Source organism: Marinobacter sp. RI1 (genome assembly GCF_041155085.1).
GTDB classification, from domain to species: domain Bacteria; phylum Pseudomonadota; class Gammaproteobacteria; order Pseudomonadales; family Oleiphilaceae; genus Marinobacter; species Marinobacter nauticus.
Window position 1 is genome coordinate 2,727,448 of record NZ_AP031605.1, and the last position, 17,725, is coordinate 2,745,172.

Annotated in this window: 14 protein-coding genes; all 14 read right to left on the bottom strand. The window is 55.9% G+C overall.

Annotated elements, in window-relative coordinates:
- Positions 1 to 257 precede the first annotated feature (257 nt).
- Complete coding sequence (locus ACAM27_RS12260; protein ID WP_369612050.1) at positions 258 to 1,331, bottom strand: glycosyltransferase; 1,074 nt, start codon at positions 1,329 to 1,331, stop codon at positions 258 to 260.
- Between the two features lie 58 nt (positions 1,332 to 1,389).
- Positions 1,390 to 2,547, bottom strand: a complete 1,158-nt coding sequence (locus tag ACAM27_RS12265; RefSeq protein ID WP_369612051.1) for a glycosyltransferase family 2 protein — start codon at positions 2,545 to 2,547, stop codon at positions 1,390 to 1,392.
- Positions 2,544 to 3,443 (bottom strand): XrtA system polysaccharide deacetylase, encoded by a 900-nt coding sequence (locus ACAM27_RS12270; RefSeq protein ID WP_369612883.1) that lies wholly within the window; start codon positions 3,441 to 3,443, stop codon positions 2,544 to 2,546. The genes ACAM27_RS12265 and ACAM27_RS12270 overlap by 4 nt, the downstream gene beginning before the upstream one ends.
- Positions 3,444 to 3,471: 28 nt before the next feature.
- On the bottom strand, positions 3,472 to 4,758 hold the full coding sequence (locus ACAM27_RS12275) for an outer membrane beta-barrel protein (protein ID WP_369612052.1): 1,287 nt from the start codon (positions 4,756 to 4,758) through the stop codon (positions 3,472 to 3,474).
- On the bottom strand, positions 4,751 to 5,656 hold the full coding sequence (locus ACAM27_RS12280; RefSeq protein ID WP_023010388.1) for a polysaccharide biosynthesis protein: 906 nt from the start codon (positions 5,654 to 5,656) through the stop codon (positions 4,751 to 4,753). Before ACAM27_RS12280 ends, ACAM27_RS12275 begins: the two co-directional genes overlap by 8 nt.
- The gene (locus tag ACAM27_RS12285; protein ID WP_121206629.1) at positions 5,656 to 7,173 is read right to left on the bottom strand and encodes an XrtA system polysaccharide chain length determinant; all 1,518 of its coding nucleotides are present in this window, start codon (positions 7,171 to 7,173) and stop codon (positions 5,656 to 5,658) included. Before ACAM27_RS12285 ends, ACAM27_RS12280 begins: the two co-directional genes overlap by 1 nt.
- 39 nt (positions 7,174 to 7,212) lie before the next feature.
- Positions 7,213 to 7,815: an XrtA/PEP-CTERM system exopolysaccharide export protein gene (locus tag ACAM27_RS12290; protein ID WP_223268763.1), complete on the bottom strand. Its 603-nt coding sequence runs from the start codon at positions 7,813 to 7,815 to the stop codon at positions 7,213 to 7,215.
- Between the two features lie 106 nt (positions 7,816 to 7,921).
- Entirely contained in the window at positions 7,922 to 9,334 is a 1,413-nt protein-coding gene (locus ACAM27_RS12295) for a TIGR03013 family XrtA/PEP-CTERM system glycosyltransferase (RefSeq protein WP_014421296.1), read from the bottom strand.
- A gap of 143 nt (positions 9,335 to 9,477) precedes the next feature.
- On the bottom strand, positions 9,478 to 10,956 hold the full coding sequence (prpD, locus tag ACAM27_RS12300; RefSeq protein WP_369612053.1) for a 2-methylcitrate dehydratase: 1,479 nt from the start codon (positions 10,954 to 10,956) through the stop codon (positions 9,478 to 9,480).
- Positions 10,957 to 10,989: 33 nt separating this feature from the next.
- Entirely contained in the window at positions 10,990 to 12,168 is a 1,179-nt protein-coding gene (prpF, locus tag ACAM27_RS12305) for a 2-methylaconitate cis-trans isomerase PrpF (RefSeq protein ID WP_113880188.1), read from the bottom strand.
- Between the two features lie 72 nt (positions 12,169 to 12,240).
- Positions 12,241 to 14,865 (bottom strand): Fe/S-dependent 2-methylisocitrate dehydratase AcnD, encoded by a 2,625-nt coding sequence (gene acnD / locus ACAM27_RS12310; protein WP_153739973.1) that lies wholly within the window; start codon positions 14,863 to 14,865, stop codon positions 12,241 to 12,243.
- A gap of 8 nt (positions 14,866 to 14,873) precedes the next feature.
- The gene (gene prpC, locus ACAM27_RS12315) at positions 14,874 to 16,007 is read right to left on the bottom strand and encodes a 2-methylcitrate synthase (protein ID WP_369612054.1); all 1,134 of its coding nucleotides are present in this window, start codon (positions 16,005 to 16,007) and stop codon (positions 14,874 to 14,876) included.
- Positions 16,008 to 16,054: 47 nt separating this feature from the next.
- On the bottom strand, positions 16,055 to 16,942 hold the full coding sequence (gene prpB / locus ACAM27_RS12320) for a methylisocitrate lyase (RefSeq protein WP_023010395.1): 888 nt from the start codon (positions 16,940 to 16,942) through the stop codon (positions 16,055 to 16,057).
- A gap of 17 nt (positions 16,943 to 16,959) precedes the next feature.
- Positions 16,960 to 17,640, bottom strand: coding sequence for a GntR family transcriptional regulator (locus ACAM27_RS12325; RefSeq protein WP_023010396.1), 681 nt, complete (start codon positions 17,638 to 17,640; stop codon positions 16,960 to 16,962).
- Positions 17,641 to 17,725 lie beyond the last annotated feature (85 nt).

Sequence of the window (17,725 nt, forward strand, 5' to 3'; positions counted from 1 at the left end):
CGGAGCATTGCTGGCGCTCTCGCGAAAGACGCTCTTTGTTAATGGCCTTTGTTCAACTAACTGGGCAACACTACTAACGCGTTCCCCATTCTCGCCCCTTGGACTATTCGATTTTAGCGTCTCGTCTAAACGCTTTTTTCTTTCCTCTGGAGTCGAGCGCCACAACTCCGATATTTCTCTTTCAAATCTGGAAATAGGCAATCGCAACGCGAAAAATGTCAGCCGGGCAATCAAATAACGAAGGAAACACCAAAGCCTCATGATGCCAAAGCTCGTTCATAAACGACTGAATACTGCGCGGCCATTGCTTGCGCTGTGAGTTCACGCGCCAGCTTCTCGCTTGCTCGTTCGGATCTTTCACGAGCAGCATCCCTGTCAGCTAATGCGTTTTCCATCGCCTCAACAAGTTCCTCTTCAATATTCTTTATGAGCACCCCGTTTTCACCATTCTCAAGCACTTCGGGAATCTCGCCCACAGACGTAGATACAACTGGAAGCCGAAGGGCCATTGCTTCAAGTAAAGTAATTGGAAGACCCTCAGTTGCAGATGAGATAGCTAAAAGATTTGATCTAGCCATGATCGAGGGAATATTCGAACAATATCCGGCTAACAGAACGTGTTCATCCAGTGCATGTTCTGAAATACACTGTTCCAACGAGTCTCTCAGATAACCATCACCCGCTATAATTAAACCGGCTTTTGGAAAGCACTGCCTGAGTTTTTCAAAAGCCAAAATGAGCTTACCGAACTGCTTTTCTGATGACAGCCGCCCCACACCCAGAATGACCGGGGCATGGCTAACGATGAACGCATCGACCTCTGCGGCGACGGTTTTTTTTGCTTTTTGAAGAACACTTTCGACTTTCAGGCCGTTCCTGATTACGGCGACCTTTTCGGAGTAACGAAGGCCTCTCGGAAGCTCTTTTTTCATTGCTTCCCCCACCACTACGACCGCACTCATTCGCCTCAAAACGAGCCTATCCAGTTTCTCGTACACCCACATGCGAGTGAACAAAGGGGCATGAACGTATCCATGCAGCGTTGCGACAAATGGAATCTCTTTTTTAAAGCGACCGAACAACCCCAACAAAATGTTGAATTTATACCCATGGGAATGAACCAAGTCTGCGCCCCACTCGTCCGCCCATTGACAGATACGGAGAGTTTCCTTTCTGTTCAAGCCCGGCTTCATACGCCATGTTTTCAATGGAAGCCCCAAACGATCAGCTTCCTTCTCAATCGCTTTCTCCTCAATACCCGGCTCACCAACGCTTAGAATCATAGGCTCCAGGTCCGACTCCTGCTGCGCTTCAACCAGGGCCAACAGCATTCGCTCAGCTCCGTATAGCCCGCCGCTATCGATGAGGTGTAGCACACGAATACTCACCTCAGCCCTTCCTTGGATTCCAGACAACCTTCTTTTCGCCCTTGGCGAAGGCGACAAATGCCTTAAAGGACGCAAGGTTTAACAATACGAAGTAGTATGGCAGGGCATACACGGTAGAAAGCGATTGCCCCCGGCTCTCTTTTTGATAGCCCGCCCACGCGAAATAGAGAAACAGGCCGTACCCTATCGCGGCTAACGCATACAATCCTTTCACCGGCGCCAGGTAAAGGGCAGCAATCGCAAGGGTTATCATCGGTGCAAAGGCCGCGTAACGCAGCAGCTTGTGGGAGATAAGCTGCCAGGCAAACACTGGATCGTTGGCCGGGCTCATGAGCTGTTTCATGTCTTTGAGCGCCCACAGTGCACGGAGGCTTACCCGCACCCGCATGCTGAATTCACTGCCCCCATCGCTTAACGCTTCTTCCTTGAGCAGCGCCCCAGGTTCATAAACAACGCGGTACCCCTGCTCAACCACTTTGAGTGGCTGAACAAAATCCGGCAACTGATCGGCATTCAGCTCGGAGTGCAGTTCTTTACGCATGGCGTCAATGCCACCGTCTACGCCTACCACAGAGCCTACCAGAGTCTCCTGTGCCCTGAGCCAGTTCTCATACTTCATGTAAGCGCTGCAACCGTCGCCAATCAGGGCGCCCTCCGGGTTCACGTAGACCATTTTTCCGGTTACGTATCCCACCGCTGGGTCGTTGAAGTTACTCACCAGTGCTTTAAGGGCTTGTTGATCCCACTCGGAGTTGGCATCCGAAAACGCCAGGATATCCCCCTCGGCATGCTGTTTGAGCATGTTGAGCCCTGCGGTTTTACCCTGACGGGGTACCTGACGAAACAGTTTGACCGGGAAAGGCGCATCCGCAGCAACCGCCTGGACAATCTCGTCGGTTCCGTCCTCTGACTCATCGGAAACCACCAGGATTTCCAATCGCTCCCTGGGATAGTCCAACGCCAGCTTGTTCCTGAGCGTAGCCTCAATATCTTTAGCCTCGTTGTAGGCAGCGATAAGAATCGAGACTTTCGGCTGGTAAGCGCCGCTTTTGTTTACGGGCAAGGGGCGTGCGGATGCCAGCAGTCGGATACAGACGGGATAGCCGAAGTAGATGTAAGCCAACAACAGGAAAGATATCCAGAAAACTGCGACCATCATGCCACCCCTGCCACAGAACGAGAGCCTAGAGTGTTCGATGAGGGCGCAAGAACCCCTTCGCTTTCCAGAACCTGGCTCATAGTGGTAAACCGGAAATCAGACAGTAATCTAGCCAATCTCTGTTCACACACATCGAGATTGTTGTAATGACGGAAGCGGGAGAACCACTTTACATCCAGACGCGGCTGGTCTGGGTCTACTTCCCAGGGGTGAAGGTAGAACACAAAAGGCCGTCCCTGCCGGTTGATGGAGCCCAGTCCGTATCGACTGAACCAGTAGGGGAAAAGCCGGAAATATCCACCACCAGCAATTGGAAGGGTGTAGCCCGGCAACTTGAACGTGCTTAGCGGGAACTCCGCCAGCTCATATCCTTTATCGGTGGTCAGCCGATGGGGCCAGCGTGGCGTGCCGGGCATGCCATAGCGGTCGTGATGCACTGGAAAGATGGACGAATCCCAGGTAAACCCCTGCTCGGCAAGGATATCCAGCGCCCAACGCGATTGATTGGTAATGGAGTAGCTGGCCGCGCGATACCCTGTTACCGGCGCACCGAGAATGTCCTCAAGAATAACCTTCGATCGCCGGGTTTCTTCTTTGAAAACGTCCGGCGTCTGGTTATAGATCAACTGATGACTGTAACCATGGCTGGCAACTTCATGGCCTTGAGCCGCAATCCGTTTCACCAGCTCTGGAGAACGCTCAGCGACCCACCCAAGGGTAAAAAAGGTCGCTTTTACACCTGCCCTCTCGAATAACGCGAGAATGCGATCTGTATTCGCTTCAACCCGATACTCCATGGAGGACCAGTCGTCGTAGCGAACGGCCTCTGCCAACGCAGCTACCTGAAAGTAGTCTTCCACATCAATTGTCAGGGCGTTCTGTATCGGTTCTTTCATGGCCATAGCCTCACACTTCCTGTGTTGATCAGCGCAGTCGGTATTCCAGACCAACCAACACCCAGTTCTCATCGTATTCCCGGCTGGAAATATCGCTGGACTTGGTGTCGTGCCCTACCCTGGCCAACAAACTCAAATCCCTGGTTGCCTGGTGCTCAGCGCCGATCACAAGCCGGGCAACTTCGTCCTGGGTGTCGTCGCGTTCATAACTCAGGTGGTCGAAGCCCAGCGCCAGGTATCCGGTGGTCAGTTCCGAAAACTGGCGAGAATAGCGGGCATTAATGCCGGCTTTGTCTTCTTTCTCGTCGCTTTCCAGGTAATCCGAGCGATAAGCATAGAGGTCAAGATTCAGTGAGGAGGCGTCGGAAAACTGCTTGTTGATGCCGGTCGACAAAACGCTGTTTTCAACGGTGATGCTTTCGCGGAGGTTGAACTCGAACTCTCCGAAACGAAGGTCAAGCGTGGACGTGCGGTCTGTCAGCTCCCTTGAGGCATTCAGGTACCATTCGGTACTCGGATTGATTTGCCGGGTAAGGTTTATCTGGCCTACCAGCCCATCGCTCGACTGGTTGGTATTGGCGTAATCCGTTTCGATCTCACTCACGCCAACAGAACCGGAAAGAGACGTGGTCGCCCAACGGTTCTCGAAGGTAACCTGGGCACTATTCACATCCACTTCTGCTCCATAGTCGAACTCGGTTTGACTGTAGGAAACGCTCAGCCCCCCGGTGAATGTTGAACTGAACAGGTGGTTCCAGGCGATAGAACCGGTATAGCGCTCACTGTCCGTTTCCTCCGGTTCGTCGTACTCGGTGTTGGCATAGCGGGCAGAAAGACTGAGCCAGTTGGTGTCATTCAGACGCCAGAGGTATCTGGGGCCAGTGCTGAACACGTTTTTTCGGGTTCGGTTGTCCGGTGTGTCACTCTGGCGAGTGTCCTGGTTCACTTCCCTAAGGTTGTTGTCCACTTCCCAGTAAAGCTGGTTGGCGAGCTCGCAATCGCCCTGGAAGTCCATTTCCGCGAAGCTCTCGCTGTCAAAGCTATCGTCCTGCCACCAGGAATACCCCAGAGTGCCCAGGAAATCAGCGTTGCAGCGTCCGGGATCTGTCTGGTAACCGGCGGTAAGGTAGGCACGGGTCTCGAAATCGCTGTCTTCATTCGTATCTGCTTTGCGGGCATTGTCGGTGAAGCGGCTGTCCAGCCCGAACGTGACCTCACTTTGCGCAAACACGGGGAACGAGCAGGCACCAGCCAGTACCATTACTGGTATTGCCTTTATTGCAACGGGTGTCCCTACCCTCTGCCGATCAGCCATTGATCACCGCTCCTACAAACTTGTCCGGATTGAAAGCCGTCGCAGCTTGTTCGGCCGTCGCCGCAGTGATCTTGCCGTGAGGTACCACCAGCATGGCGTAATCGCAGAGTTCGGTCAGAATGCGGGCATCCGGAGATTCGGATATCGGCGCCGTGTCCAGCACGATGAAACGGTCTGGATAGCGACGACGGATTGCCTGCAGGAATTGCTTCATCCGGAAGGAGGTAAAAAACTCGGCCGGTGTTTCACGGCGACTGCCCGCCGGAATCAGCCTCAGCCTGGGAATACCGGTCGGATAGAGAATCCTGGAAATGTCGTAGTCCGGGTCATCCAGAAAGTCGGTCAGGCCTGTCTCGGGCATCACATCCAGTGTGGAGTGCAAAGACGGTTCGCGCAGGTTGCAGTCGATGATCAAAGCCGTCTTGGCCTGATCAAAGGCAAAGGCTGCAGCAAGATTCAGGGCTACAAACGAGGAACCGGCGCCAGAGCTGGCACCGCTCACGACCAGCGTGAAGTTATTGCCTCCGGAAACCTCCAGCAGCTTGGTTCTCAGATCCCGGAAACGGTTGACCAGCGCGCGGTTGCGGGACTCGGGATAGATAATCCGACGCTCGTCGAGGTCGTCGTGCGTGAGCCTTCTGGGCTCCTGCATACGCACGATCTGCTTACTGATAACGTATTTATCAACCGCGCCGGGGCCCAGTTCCAGAGAACTTGGCACCAGCATGCGAGAGTCTTCGTCATCCCGGAAATCCAGCTCTTGTTTCAAACGCTCCTTGCGCTTCAGCCAAAAGGAATGCTCTTCACTGCCCGCCGGGCTGCTGCCGGTTGTCTCATTGCCAGAATTCTGGGAACCCTCGGGATCAAATCCGGACCGATCATTACGTTGTTCTGGCATCAGATCACTCCCATTTGAGCTAGCACAACGATGGTCACATACACTGTTACCGTGAGCACCGCGAAAATCCCGATCAGTAACGTAACCTTTCGATCCCGTCGCTTTTCGTAGGGTGTTCGTACCTCCGGAATCTCAACAAGAACCGGCAAACCAATGTCTTCTTCCAACTGCTTCCTGGCACGAATCCGGGGATCTACCTGTAACAGACCCGCAACCGCTCCAAAGGGTGCCGCCAGCCCCAGGAACAATCCAGCCGCAGCAAACATGGAGAACTGGGGGCCAGAGGGCGTACGCGGGAATTGAGCGGTTTCATTAATGCGGTAGTTGAGCCCCTGCCCTTCAATGTCGAGGTGCATGGAGACCCGCGCTTTTTCCCGGCGTTTGAGCAGGTCATCGTAAATCTCACGGTTCACTTCCATGTCGCGGGTGAGCTCAGAGTACTGGGCCTTGTTGGCCTGGATGCGCTCCATGCGCTTTGCTTGCTGTTCCAGCAGACGGGAGAGCGAAGTAATTCTGGTATCCACGGTGGCCATATCCGCCCGAGTGGTAGAGAGGTTCGCCCGCAGTTCCTGGTAGAGCGGGTTAACGGCTTCTTCGCCCTCAAGTGAACTCACGTCGGTCGGCCGTTCTGCCGCCTGATCTCGTTGTTTGCGCAGTTCCGCCAGCTGTTCCCGGAGTATCACGATATCCGGGTAGGTATCGTGGTATTGCAGCCGCAGACTATCCAGGCGCTCTTCCAGGATCCGGATCCGCTCTCTGTAGGTATCCTCAGTTCGGCCTTGCGTGATCGTGGGCCGGATGCCTCCGAGCTGGCTCTGAAGTGAAGCCGCACGGGTTTCAAGTTCTTTTTTCTCGAGTTCAGCCAGTTCCAGCTGATTACGAAGCTGCGCCATGCGGGCATTAGCCTCCTGCTCCGTTCCATCGGTGTTTTCAGAGAGGAACTCCTTGAGCCGGTTCTCAGCCTGGGCCAGTTGCTGCTCGTAGCTTTTGACCTGTTTGTCGATGAAATCGTAGGCGTTGCGGCTTTCGGCCCGCTTACGGTCCTTGGTTTCTTCTATAAAGACCTGACCCAGTTTCTGGGCAACGCGGAATGCTTCCATCTGGGAAGTGGAAGAGAAGCCAATACTGAAATAACTGTCGCCCCGGGGCCTGACCGACAAACCCGAGCGAATGTTAGCAATCCGGTACTCAAGTGCCGCCGGGTCAGAGGGCGCATCCGGATAGATTTCAGGATCCAAAGCCACTTTCTCGATCAGGCTCCGGCTCATCAGCAATTCTTTTGCAGCCGAGGTACGGTCGTTAATCTCCGTGGCCACGGCGCGCCCTTCCATCAACGGCGCAATGATGTTGCGGTCGTCTACGAAGATGATGGTCTCAGACTGATACTTATAGGGCCATACAAAGCCTGCTCCAAGCACAGCAAAACTGACAATCACAAACGCGAGGAACGCGAGGCCCTTCCGGCCCCGGACCTCGCGAATGATCTCCTGCGGTAACTGGGATAACGGTAATGCCATAACCTAACCCGCCTTCAGACCTTTTAGCTCTACAACCACTCAGAAACTGCGCTCTGGAATGGTAAGAATGTCACCCGGCCGCATGCCGTAGTTGGTTTCAACCCGGCCTTTGTTCAGGATGTCGTCCAGTTTTACGGGAATGGCAACCACCTCGCCCTCAAGCTTCCGATACAGCATGGCGTTGTTCAGCGCGGCAAACTCGTTCGCACCACCGGCATTCAGGAAGATATCCAGAACCGTCATGCCGCTCTGGTGAGGCACTGAAATGGGCTGGCGAACCGCACCGGTTACCCGCACCCGGTCTGTGAATTCATGGCTGCCCATGGAGGTCACAACCACACTCACCTGTGGCTCACGAATGTACTCAGTCAGGGAAGTACGAATGGAGCTGGCCAACTCTTCGGGCGTTCGGCCACTGGCCTGCACGTCGCCTACCAGCGGTACGGAGATCTTGCCGTCAGGCCGAACCGGAACGGAGATGCTGAGATCCTCGTTGCGCCACACAGAAACCCGTACGACATCGGTTGCGCCCAGTATGTACTGGTCCACGCTATCCCGGGTATCAACGGCCAATGCACGCTGGATCTGTTCTGAAGAGGAAGCGGAAGGGCCGGCACAACCCGTTGCCAAAGCTACCGCCATGAGGGACACAATAAGCCCTTGGATGAGATACTTCCGTGACATCTTTATTCCTCTCTTGTGAGGTCCGTGCTTTATTCCATGTTCCGGGAACAGCTGACTCCCGAAACTACCTTGATCCTTTTTTGAACAATACCACTTCTACTGTCTGAATTATAATCAACAGATCAAGAAGTAAACTCTGGTTCTTGATGTAGTAGAGGTCGTAGCGCAGCTTTTCCCGGGTGTCCTCTTCGTTGTCCGCATAGGCGAAACACAATTGGGCCCAACCGGTCAGCCCGGGCTTTACCCGGTGCCTTTCTGCATAAAACGGAATCTTTTCAGACAGCTGCTCAACGAACACCGGCCGTTCTGGCCTCGGCCCGACAAAGGCCATGGTGCCATTCAGTACATTAAAGATCTGTGGCAGTTCATCAATCCGCACCTTACGGATAAATTCGCCAACGCGTGTCACCCGGGTATCGTTCTTCCGAGCCCAGACTGCGCCGTTCTTTTCCGCGTCGGTAATCATGGACCGAAACTTGTGCACCTTGAACACCTGGTTGTTCAGGCCTACCCGTTCCTGGCTGTAAATCACCGGAGCTTTCAATCCGTCTTCCAGTTTGATGGCGATGGCGGTGAGAATCATGATCGGGAACGTGGCCAGCAGAAGCGTACCGGAAGCCAGAACGTCCAGCGCCCGCTTGCCGACGCCATACACCGAAGAAACCGTGAATCCGTCAGAGAACACCAGCCAGCCACGGGTGATCATTTCCAGAGCCACCTTACGGGATTCACGCTCGTAGAAGTTAGCACCGTCGATAATGTGCACACCTTCCATTTTGCATTCCAGAAGGTCTTCCATCGGCAAGCCCCGACGGCGGTCGTCCACCGCAACCACAATCTCCCTTACCGGGTGTCGAAGTACGTAGTCATGCAAGGAGGTTGGAAGGTTAATGAGGTACTGCTCATCCACTTCCACCGTGTCATCCGGCATGGGAACGAAGCCGTCCAGTGAAAATCCTTTGCGGTTGAAAGGAGTGGTCAGGTCCTCGAACATCTGTTTTGCCCGGCGGCCGGCACCCAGCACCAGAACCCGGCGCTTGAAGCGGTCCTTGCCTACCACAGCAAAGAACACCACTCTGGCAATGCCCAGCGAAAATATCGCCAGCACAGTCGCCGATGTCAGTAACCCGAAGCTGCCCAGATACCAGAGCCAGTCATCGGCCACGAAGTAGGCAAAGCCGTGCAGCGGTATGGCGAGAATCATGGCCATGATGGTGCGTAGCATCATGCCGGACATGCCTTCTTCCACACGGGACTGGTGCACGCCCAGAGCGATCATGACGATCAGATTGAACAACGCAAAGATCGTGATGGAAGGGAGGACAAAAACAAGATTATCGAGGAAGAATTCGAGCTCGCCGAAGAAGCGGAAAAACACCGCCAGTGCGAACGCAAGGCCCATGACGATCAGATCGATCAGGCCGAGAATAACAAAAGGTAAGTGTATATAGTGTCTGAACAACCTGACGTGGGCCACGTCGACTCCTTGTGCGGTTCACACTGCCTGTACTGCAAGCATCCTTTGCTACACACTGTAACAAACCGTTACGGGATTGTACGGCAATTCATTGAAACTTCAATGTGGGCCATTCCCCCATTTCGTTCGATTTTACAAATATTTTATAGTTGCGACACAAACTCGTGCACCGGCATCACCTCAAGCTGCCCCAGACTAGCACAACTGTCCATAATGGCGTCGCATTGCTGGGCAGGAAAGCGTGTCTGAAGATTGGCCCGGAATTTCTCCACCAGCAGAGGCATACCTTCCTTGCGCCGGCGTCGGTGCCCTATCGGGTATTCCACGGCAACCTTGTCGGTACTGGAGCCATCCTTGAAGAAAACCTGTATCGCATTGGCGATTGATCGTTTATCGGCCTCGAGGTATTCGCGGGTATATCGTTCATCCTCGATGACCTGCATTTTTTCTCTCAGGCGGTCGATTTCTGGATGGGCCTGGTGAAAGCTGTCTTCGTAATGCTCTGCCGTCAGGTTGCCAAAGATCAGTGGCACCGCCGTCATGTACTGCAGGCAGTGATCCCGGTCTGCCGGATTGGCGAGTTTGCCCTGCTTGGAAATAATGCGAATAGCCGACTCGTGGGTGGTAATCTCTATGCGATCAATGTCTTCCAGCCGGCCCTTTACTTGCGGGTGTAGTCTTACCGCGGCCTCGGCGGCGGTCTGGGCATGAAACTCTGCCGGGAAAGAAATCTTGAACAGGATGTTTTCCATCACGTAGGAGCCGAAAGACTGTGGTAATGCGAAGCGGCGTGATGATTCAGGTTTCAGGGCCTGATCGCGATTGGTCTTGCTAAACAGGACGTCGTAGAAGCCCCATTGTGGCGCCGTCAGCACGCCGGGAATGCCCATCTCCCCTCGCATGGCAATATCTGCCAGGCGAACACCCCGGGAGGTGGCATCGCCTGCCGCCCAGGATTTACGGGATCCGGCGTTGGGCGCGTGGCGATAGGTGCGCAGGGCCTGGCCATCTACCCAGGCATGAGACAGCGCGGAGAGCATCTGTTCCCTGTTGGCGCCCATCAGTTTGGCACTGACGGCGGTCGACGCCACCTTCACCAGCACAACATGATCCAGCCCTACCCGGTTAAAGGAGTTCTCAAGGGCAAGCACACCCTGAATTTCATGGGCCAGGATCATGGCCTCGAGAACGGCTTTCATGGCCAGTGGCGCCTGTCCATTGGCAACGCGTTTTTGAGAAAGATGGTCGGCAACCGCAAGAATGGCACCGAGATTATCGGAGGGGTGGCCCCATTCGGCCGCCAACCAGGTATCGTTGTAATCCAGCCAGCGGACGATACAGCCTATGTCCCACGCGGCTTTCACCGGGTCGAGGCGGTATGGAGTGCCGGGCACCCGGGCACCGTGGGGAACGATCGTGCCTTCCACCAGCGGGCCCAGGTGTTTCGTGCATTCCGGAAAACGCAACGCCAGCAAACCGCAGCCCAGGGTGTCCATCAGGCAATAACGGGCGGTTTCCCAGGCTTCTTCGCTTTCTATGCGGTAATCAAGGGCATAGTCGGCGATTTGTTGCAGTATGTCGTCGTAGTCCGGGCGTTCGTTGAGATCGTAAGTAGCAGACATATTACGGCCCTCCTGTCCCAACTATAGGAGCCATCAGAAGCTGTCGCCAGGTACCCTCACCCAACCTTCCATGATTATCCGCGCACTGCGGCTCATGATCGCCTTGGTGGCAGTCCACTGACCATTTACTTCCTTCGCTTCCGCCCCCACCCGAAGGGTTCCGGACGGATGACCAAAAGTCACATGGGTACGGTCTCCGCCGCCAGCCGCCAGATTAACCAGCGTGCCGGGAATTGCAGACGCCGTTGCAATAGCCACCGCCGCCGTGCCCATCATAGCGTGGTGCAGCTTGCCCATGGACAGCGCCCGAACCAGCACATCAATATCGGCGGCATTGATCTGTTTTCCGCTGGAAGACACGTAATCCGAAGGTTTGGCCACAAACGCCACTTTCGGAGTGTGCTGGCGACTGGCAGCTTCCGCGATATCCGAGATCAGTCCCATTTTCACCGCACCATGGGCGCGAATGGTTTCGAACATGGCCAGCGCCTTGGGGTCGCTGTTGATGTCATTCTGCAGCTCGGTGCCCTTGTAGCCAATGTCTTCGGCATTGATGAAAATGGTCGGGATACCGGCATTGATCATGGTGGCATTCAGGGTGCCGACACCCGGCACTTCCAGCTCATCCACCAGATTACCCGTGGGGAACATGGCCCCTTCGCCATCGGCCGGGTCCATAAACTCGATCTGCACTTCCGCCGCCGGGAAGGTTACGCCATCCAGTTCAAAATCACCGGTCTCCTGCACTTCACCGTTGGTGATGGGCACGTGGGCCACGATGGTTTTGCGGATGTTGGCCTGCCAGATACGAACGGTACAGATGCCGTTTTCAGGAATACGCTCTTTGGCCACAAAGCCGCCGTTAATGGCGAATGCGCCTACGGCGGCGGTGAGATTGCCGCAGTTACCACTCCAGTCAACAAAGGGTTTGTCGATGGAGACCTGACCGAACAGATAATCGACGTCGTGATCCGGTTGCGTGGGCGCTGCCAGGATTACCGATTTACTGGTGCTGGAGGTGGCATTACCCAGGCCATCGATCTGCTTTTCGTAGGGATCGGGGCTACCAATTACGCGCAGCAAAAGCTTGTCTCGCGCTTCACCGGGTACCTGGCAGACTTCGGGCAGATCTTGCAGGCGGAAGAAGACGCCTTTACTGGTACCGCCACGCATGTAGGTGGCAGGAATACGAACTTGGGGAGCAAAACTCATTGAGCGAGCCTCACTTGAATGAATGTTTCAGGCGGGAGCCGGGAACAGCTCCGCCTGACCTTGCCATGGCGATCACGCTGCGCTTTCAGACGCCAGGAAATCCTGGGCAAAGCGCTGCAGTACGCCACCGGCAGAGTACACGGTGACTTCTTCCGCGGTATCCAGACGACAGATCACCGGCACCCGGTCCACTTCACCACTCTTGCGGTGAATGACCAGTTCCAGCTTGGCGCCGGGGGCGGGCTTGCCTTCCACGTCGTAGGTCTCGGTACCATCCAGCTGAAGCGTGTGGCGCGTGGTGCCTTCTTCGAACTGCAGCGGCATCACACCCATACCGATCAGGTTGGTGCGGTGAATCCGCTCGAAGCCTTCGGCGACGATGGTCTCTACACCTGCAAGGGCAACACCCTTGGCCGCCCAGTCACGGGAAGAACCCTGCCCGTAGTCTGCACCGGCAATGATGATCAGCGGCTGCTTGCGCTCCATATAGGTTTCAATGGCTTCCCACATACGCATGGTTTTGCCTTCCGGCTCCACGCGGGCCAGGGAACCCTGCACCACTTCACCGTTTTCGTCCCGAACCATTTCGTTAAACAGTTTCGGGTTGGCGAGGGTCGCGCGCTGGGCGGTCAGGTGGTCACCACGGTGGGTCGCGTAGGAGTTAAAGTCTTCCTCCGGCAGGCCCATCTTGTGCAGGTACTCACCGGCAGCCGAGTCCATCATGATGGCGTTGGATGGCGACAAGTGGTCTGTGGTGATGTTGTCCGGCAAGATCGCCAGCGGGCGCATCCCCTTGAGCGCGCGCTCGGCGGCCATGGTGCCTTCCCAGTATGGCGGGCGACGGATATACGTTGACTGCGGGCGCCACTCGTACAGCGGGCTCTTGGCCTGTTCGGCTTCGTCCAGGTTGAACATCGGGATGTACACCTGCTTGAACTGCTCTGGCTTCACGTATTCGCCGACAATGCGGTCGATTTCTTCATCGGACGGCCACAGGTCTTTCAGGGTGACGGGCTTACCATCCTTGTCGTAACCCAGGGCGTCCTGTTCGATATCGAACCGAACGGTACCGGCGATGGCGTAGGCGACAACCAGCGGCGGTGACGCCAGGAAGGCCTGTTTCGCGTATGGGTGAATCCGGCCATCGAAGTTCCGGTTACCAGAGAGAACGGCGGTGGAATACAGGTCCCGATCAATGATCTCCTGCTGTATTTTCGGGTCCAGAGCGCCAGACATGCCGTTACAGGTGGTGCAGGCATAGGCCACGATACCGAAACCCAGTTTCTCCAGTTCTGGTAACAAACCGGCTTCTTCCAGGTACAGGCGGGCCACTTTGGATCCCGGTGCAAAGGAAGATTTTACCCAGGGTTTGCGAACCAGCCCCAGCTCGTTGGCTTTCTTGGCCAGCAGGCCAGCCGCCACCACGTTGCGGGGGTTGGAGGTGTTGGTGCAGGAGGTAATGGCAGCGATGATGACCGCGCCATCCGGCATCAGGCCCTTCTTCTCTTCTTCCAGTGCCTTATCCAGATTCACGGCAATGCCGCGATCGTGCAGATCAGACGTGGCGACACGGCGGTGCGGGTTGGACGGGCCGGCCACGTTACGGACCACGGTAGACAGATCAAACTCCAGCACGCGCTCGTACTGAGCCCCGGTCATCTCGCTGGCCCACAGGCCGGTTTCTTTGGCGTACTTCTCAACCAGGTCTACCTGCTCTGGCTCACGGCCGGTCAGCTTCAGGTAGTCAACGGTCTGCTCGTCGATGTAGAACATCGCGGCCGTAGCGCCGTATTCCGGCGTCATGTTGGAAATGGTGGCGCGGTCGCCAATAGTCAGACTGGACGCCCCTTCGCCGAAGAATTCCAGGTAGGCGCCGACCACGCGCTCCTTACGCAGGAACTCGGTAATCGCCAGAACAATATCGGTGGCGGTAATGCCAGGCTGGCGCTTGCCAGTCAGCTTCACACCCACGATATCAGGCAGACGCATCATGGACGGACGCCCCAGCATCACAGTTTCCGCTTCCAGACCGCCCACGCCTACGGCGATAACACCCAACGCATCAATGTGAGGCGTATGGCTGTCGGTGCCCACGCAGGTATCCGGGAAGGCAATCGGGTGACCGTCTTCGTCCGGGCGATTCTGAATCACCGGCGACATCTTCTCCAGATTGATCTGGTGCATGATGCCGTTACCGGCCGGAATCACGTCCACATTCTTGAATGCGGTGCGGGTCCAGTTGATGAAGTGAAAACGATCTTCGTTACGGCGGTCTTCGATGGCGCGGTTCTTCTCGAAGGCATCCGGGTCAAAACCCGGGGCTTCAACGGCCAGGGAATGGTCAACAATCAGCTGGGTCTGAACCACCGGGTTGACCTTGGAGGGATCACCCCCCTTCTCGGCGATGGCATCACGCAGGCCGGCCAGGTCCACCAGGGCGGTCTGGCCCAGGATGTCATGGCACACCACCCGCGCCGGGTACCAGGGGAAATCCAGGTCGCGGCGACGCTCAATCAGCTGCTTGAGGGAATCTGTCAGGGACTCCGCATCGCAACGGCGCACCAGCTGCTCCGCCAGAATCTTGGAGGTATAAGGCAGCTTGGCATAGGCGCCCGGCTGGATGTCTTCTACCGCCTGGCGCGTATCGTAGTATTTCAGTTCCGTGCCCGGCAGGGCTTTACGGTATTGGGTATTCATAGTCTCTCTCAGCTCCGCTTGTCGATGGACAACCAGTCCTGATGTTCAGGGCCTGTGTACTCAGCGCTCGGGCGGATAATTCGGTTGTTGGCGCGTTGCTCTTTCACGTGGGCGGTCCAGCCGGATACCCGGGACATCACGAAGATGGGCGTGAACAACTCGGTCGGAATGCCCATGAAGTGATAGGCCGAGGCGTGGAAGAAGTCGGCGTTACAGAACAGCTTCTTCTCGCGCCACATGACTTCTTCACAGCGAACGGAAACCGGGTACAGCACGGTATCGCCCACTTCCTTGGCCAGCTTTTCAGACCACTTTTTGATAATGGCATTGCGCGGGTCGGATTCGCTGTAGATGGCGTGTCCGAAGCCCATGATTTTTTCTTTGCGTTCCAGCATGCCCATCAGGCCGGCTTCGGCCTCTTCCGGGGTCTTGAACTTCTGAATCAGTTCCATCGCCGCTTCGTTGGCGCCGCCGTGCAGCGGGCCGCGCAGGGAGCCGATAGCACCGGTCACGCAGCTGTGGATGTCAGACAACGTGGAGGCGCATACACGTGCCGTGAAGGTGGAGGCGTTGAACTCGTGCTCCGCGTACAGAATCAGGGAGACGTTCATCACCCGCTCATGCAGCTCGCTGGGCTTCTTGCCATGCAGGAGCTCCAGGAACACGCCACCAATGGAATCGCATTCGGTATTAGCGGTATCAATGCGAATGCCTTCGTGGGCAAAGCGGTACCAGTAGGTGATGATGGCCGGGAACACCGCCAGCATGCGGTCGATCTTGTCGTCCTGCTCGCTGAAATCCTGTTCGGTTTCCAGGTTACCGAGCATGGAGCAACCGGTACGCATCACATCCATCGGATGCGCGTCCTTGGGGATCTGCTCCAGCACCAGCTTCAGCGCTTCCGGCAGGTTACGCAGGCTCTTGAGCTTGGTTTTGTAGGCATCCAGCTCGGCCTGGTTCGGCAGTTTGCCTCGCAGCAGAAGGTAAGCCACTTCTTCGAACTGGGCGTTATCCGCCAGATCGGTAATATCGTATCCGCGGTAGGTCAGGCCGGTACCGGTTTTGCCAACGGTGCACAGGGCGGTTTCACCAGCTACCTGGCCACGCAGGCCAGCGCCACCGAGTTTCTTTGCTTCAGCCATGTTGGTCTCCCAGATTTTCTGTTTATATTTTGTTCAGTTTAACGCAATCAGTCTTTTTTCTGAGCGAACAGCTGGTCCAGCTTCTGCTCGAAATCGTGGTAGTTGAGGAAATCGTACAGCTCCATACGGGTCTGCATCAGGTCAACCACGTCCTTCTGGTCACCTTTTTCCAGAATATTCTGGTATACCGTCAACGCTGCCTTGTTCATGGCACGGAAGGCGCTCAGCGGGTACAGCACCATCGCCGCGCCGGCATCCGCCAGTTCTTTCCGGTTGTACAGCGGCGTGGCGCCAAATTCGGTGATGTTGGCCAGAATCGGCGCATCGATCGCCTCGGCAAAGGCTTTGTAGTCACTCAGTTCGTGCACGGCTTCAGCGAAGATACCGTCGGCCCCGGCTTCGATACAGGCTTTGGCACGGTCAATCGCCGCTTCCAGCCCTTCCTTCTGGAACGCATCGGTACGGGCCATGATGAAGAAGTCTTTGTCTTCACGAGCGTCGGCTGCGGCTTTAATACGGTCTACCATTTCCTCTTTGGAAACGATTTCCTTGTTCGGGCGGTGGCCGCAGCGCTTCTGGGCGACCTGGTCTTCAATGTGCACGGCAGCGGCGCCGGCACGCTCCATCTCCCGAATGGTACGGGCAATGTTAAACGCCCCGCCCCAGCCAGTATCGATATCGACCAGCAGCGGAACATCAACCGCGGCGGTAATCCGGCGCACGTCTTCCACCACGTCATTCATGGTGGTCATGCCCAGGTCCGGCAAACCATAGGAGGCGTTCGCTACACCACCACCAGACAGATAAATGGCCTGGTGCCCTACCCGCTCGGCCATCATGGCCGCGTAGGCGTTGATGGTACCAACAATCTGCAGTGGCTGGTTTTCTTTCAGGGCTTTACGAAAACGGGCGCCCGGGGAGAGTTTGTTAGCCATGGGTTTTTCCTCTCTTATCAGATGGTGAGAACGCCTTCTTCGATTTTCTTCTCGATGTTCTGGCGTGCTGCATTAATGTGTCGTTTCATCAGGAATTCGGCGAGTTCGCCATCGCGCTGGGCAATGGCCTCGACGATACGGCGGTGTTCACCCAGCGCCAGATGGGGGCGCCCGGCCGAGGTGCTTAACCGGTAACGGTACATCCGCACCATGTAGTAAAGATCACCCAGGAGCATCTGGGCCAGTTTGGTATTGCGACTGCCGGTGGCAATCCGGTGGTGGAAGTCGTAGTCACCCTCGGCCTGGTAGTAGGCCTGACCCTGGGCTTCCTCAATCATTTTTTCATGACTATCGAGCGTGGCCAGGAGATCATGGATTTCTTCATCGGGCATGCGTTCGGCCGCCTGACGGGCTGCCAGCCCCTCCATGACTTCTCGAATTCGGTACAACTCAAGAAGCTCTGCGGCACTAACGGACACCACCTTCACACCAGCGTGAGGGCGCCTGACCAGTAATCCACGGGATTCAAGGCGGCCCAACGCTTCACGCAGCGGGCCTCGGGTAAGGTTAAAGCGGGAACAGAGCTCGACTTCGCCGATCTTTTCGCCCGGCGCCAGATCGCCCTTCACAATCGCCGTTTGCAGACAATCAAAGGCCTCATCGGCGCGGGTTTGGGTTTGCAACTGTGCCTGAATCATGCTTTGTTAACAATCCAGAGGTTATTTAGCGTGAAACTACGCCTGCATTCCCTGATTGTCAACAATTGTGAGTTAGGCTTAAGTA

Excerpts from the sequence above, each read along its gene's own strand:
- ACAM27_RS12290 (WP_223268763.1), bottom strand. The coding sequence starts at position 7,815 with ATGGCGGTAGCTTTGGCAACGGGTTGTGCCGGCCCTTCCGCTTCCTCT.
- prpD (WP_369612053.1), bottom strand. The coding sequence starts at position 10,956 with ATGTCTGCTACTTACGATCTCAACGAACGCCCGGACTACGACGACATA.
- ACAM27_RS12280 (WP_023010388.1), bottom strand. The coding sequence starts at position 5,656 with ATGCCAGAACAACGTAATGATCGGTCCGGATTTGATCCCGAGGGTTCC.
- ACAM27_RS12325 (WP_023010396.1), bottom strand. The coding sequence starts at position 17,640 with ATGATTCAGGCACAGTTGCAAACCCAAACCCGCGCCGATGAGGCCTTT.
- prpB (WP_023010395.1), bottom strand. The coding sequence starts at position 16,942 with ATGGCTAACAAACTCTCCCCGGGCGCCCGTTTTCGTAAAGCCCTGAAA.
- ACAM27_RS12275 (WP_369612052.1), bottom strand. The coding sequence starts at position 4,758 with ATGGCTGATCGGCAGAGGGTAGGGACACCCGTTGCAATAAAGGCAATA.
- acnD (WP_153739973.1), bottom strand. The coding sequence starts at position 14,865 with ATGAATACCCAATACCGTAAAGCCCTGCCGGGCACGGAACTGAAATAC.
- prpC (WP_369612054.1), bottom strand. The coding sequence starts at position 16,007 with ATGGCTGAAGCAAAGAAACTCGGTGGCGCTGGCCTGCGTGGCCAGGTA.
- ACAM27_RS12265 (WP_369612051.1), bottom strand. The coding sequence starts at position 2,547 with ATGATGGTCGCAGTTTTCTGGATATCTTTCCTGTTGTTGGCTTACATC.
- prpF (WP_113880188.1), bottom strand. The coding sequence starts at position 12,168 with ATGAGTTTTGCTCCCCAAGTTCGTATTCCTGCCACCTACATGCGTGGC.
- ACAM27_RS12270 (WP_369612883.1), bottom strand. The coding sequence starts at position 3,443 with ATGAAAGAACCGATACAGAACGCCCTGACAATTGATGTGGAAGACTAC.
- ACAM27_RS12285 (WP_121206629.1), bottom strand. The coding sequence starts at position 7,173 with ATGGCATTACCGTTATCCCAGTTACCGCAGGAGATCATTCGCGAGGTC.
- ACAM27_RS12260 (WP_369612050.1), bottom strand. The coding sequence starts at position 1,331 with ATGCTGTTGGCCCTGGTTGAAGCGCAGCAGGAGTCGGACCTGGAGCCT.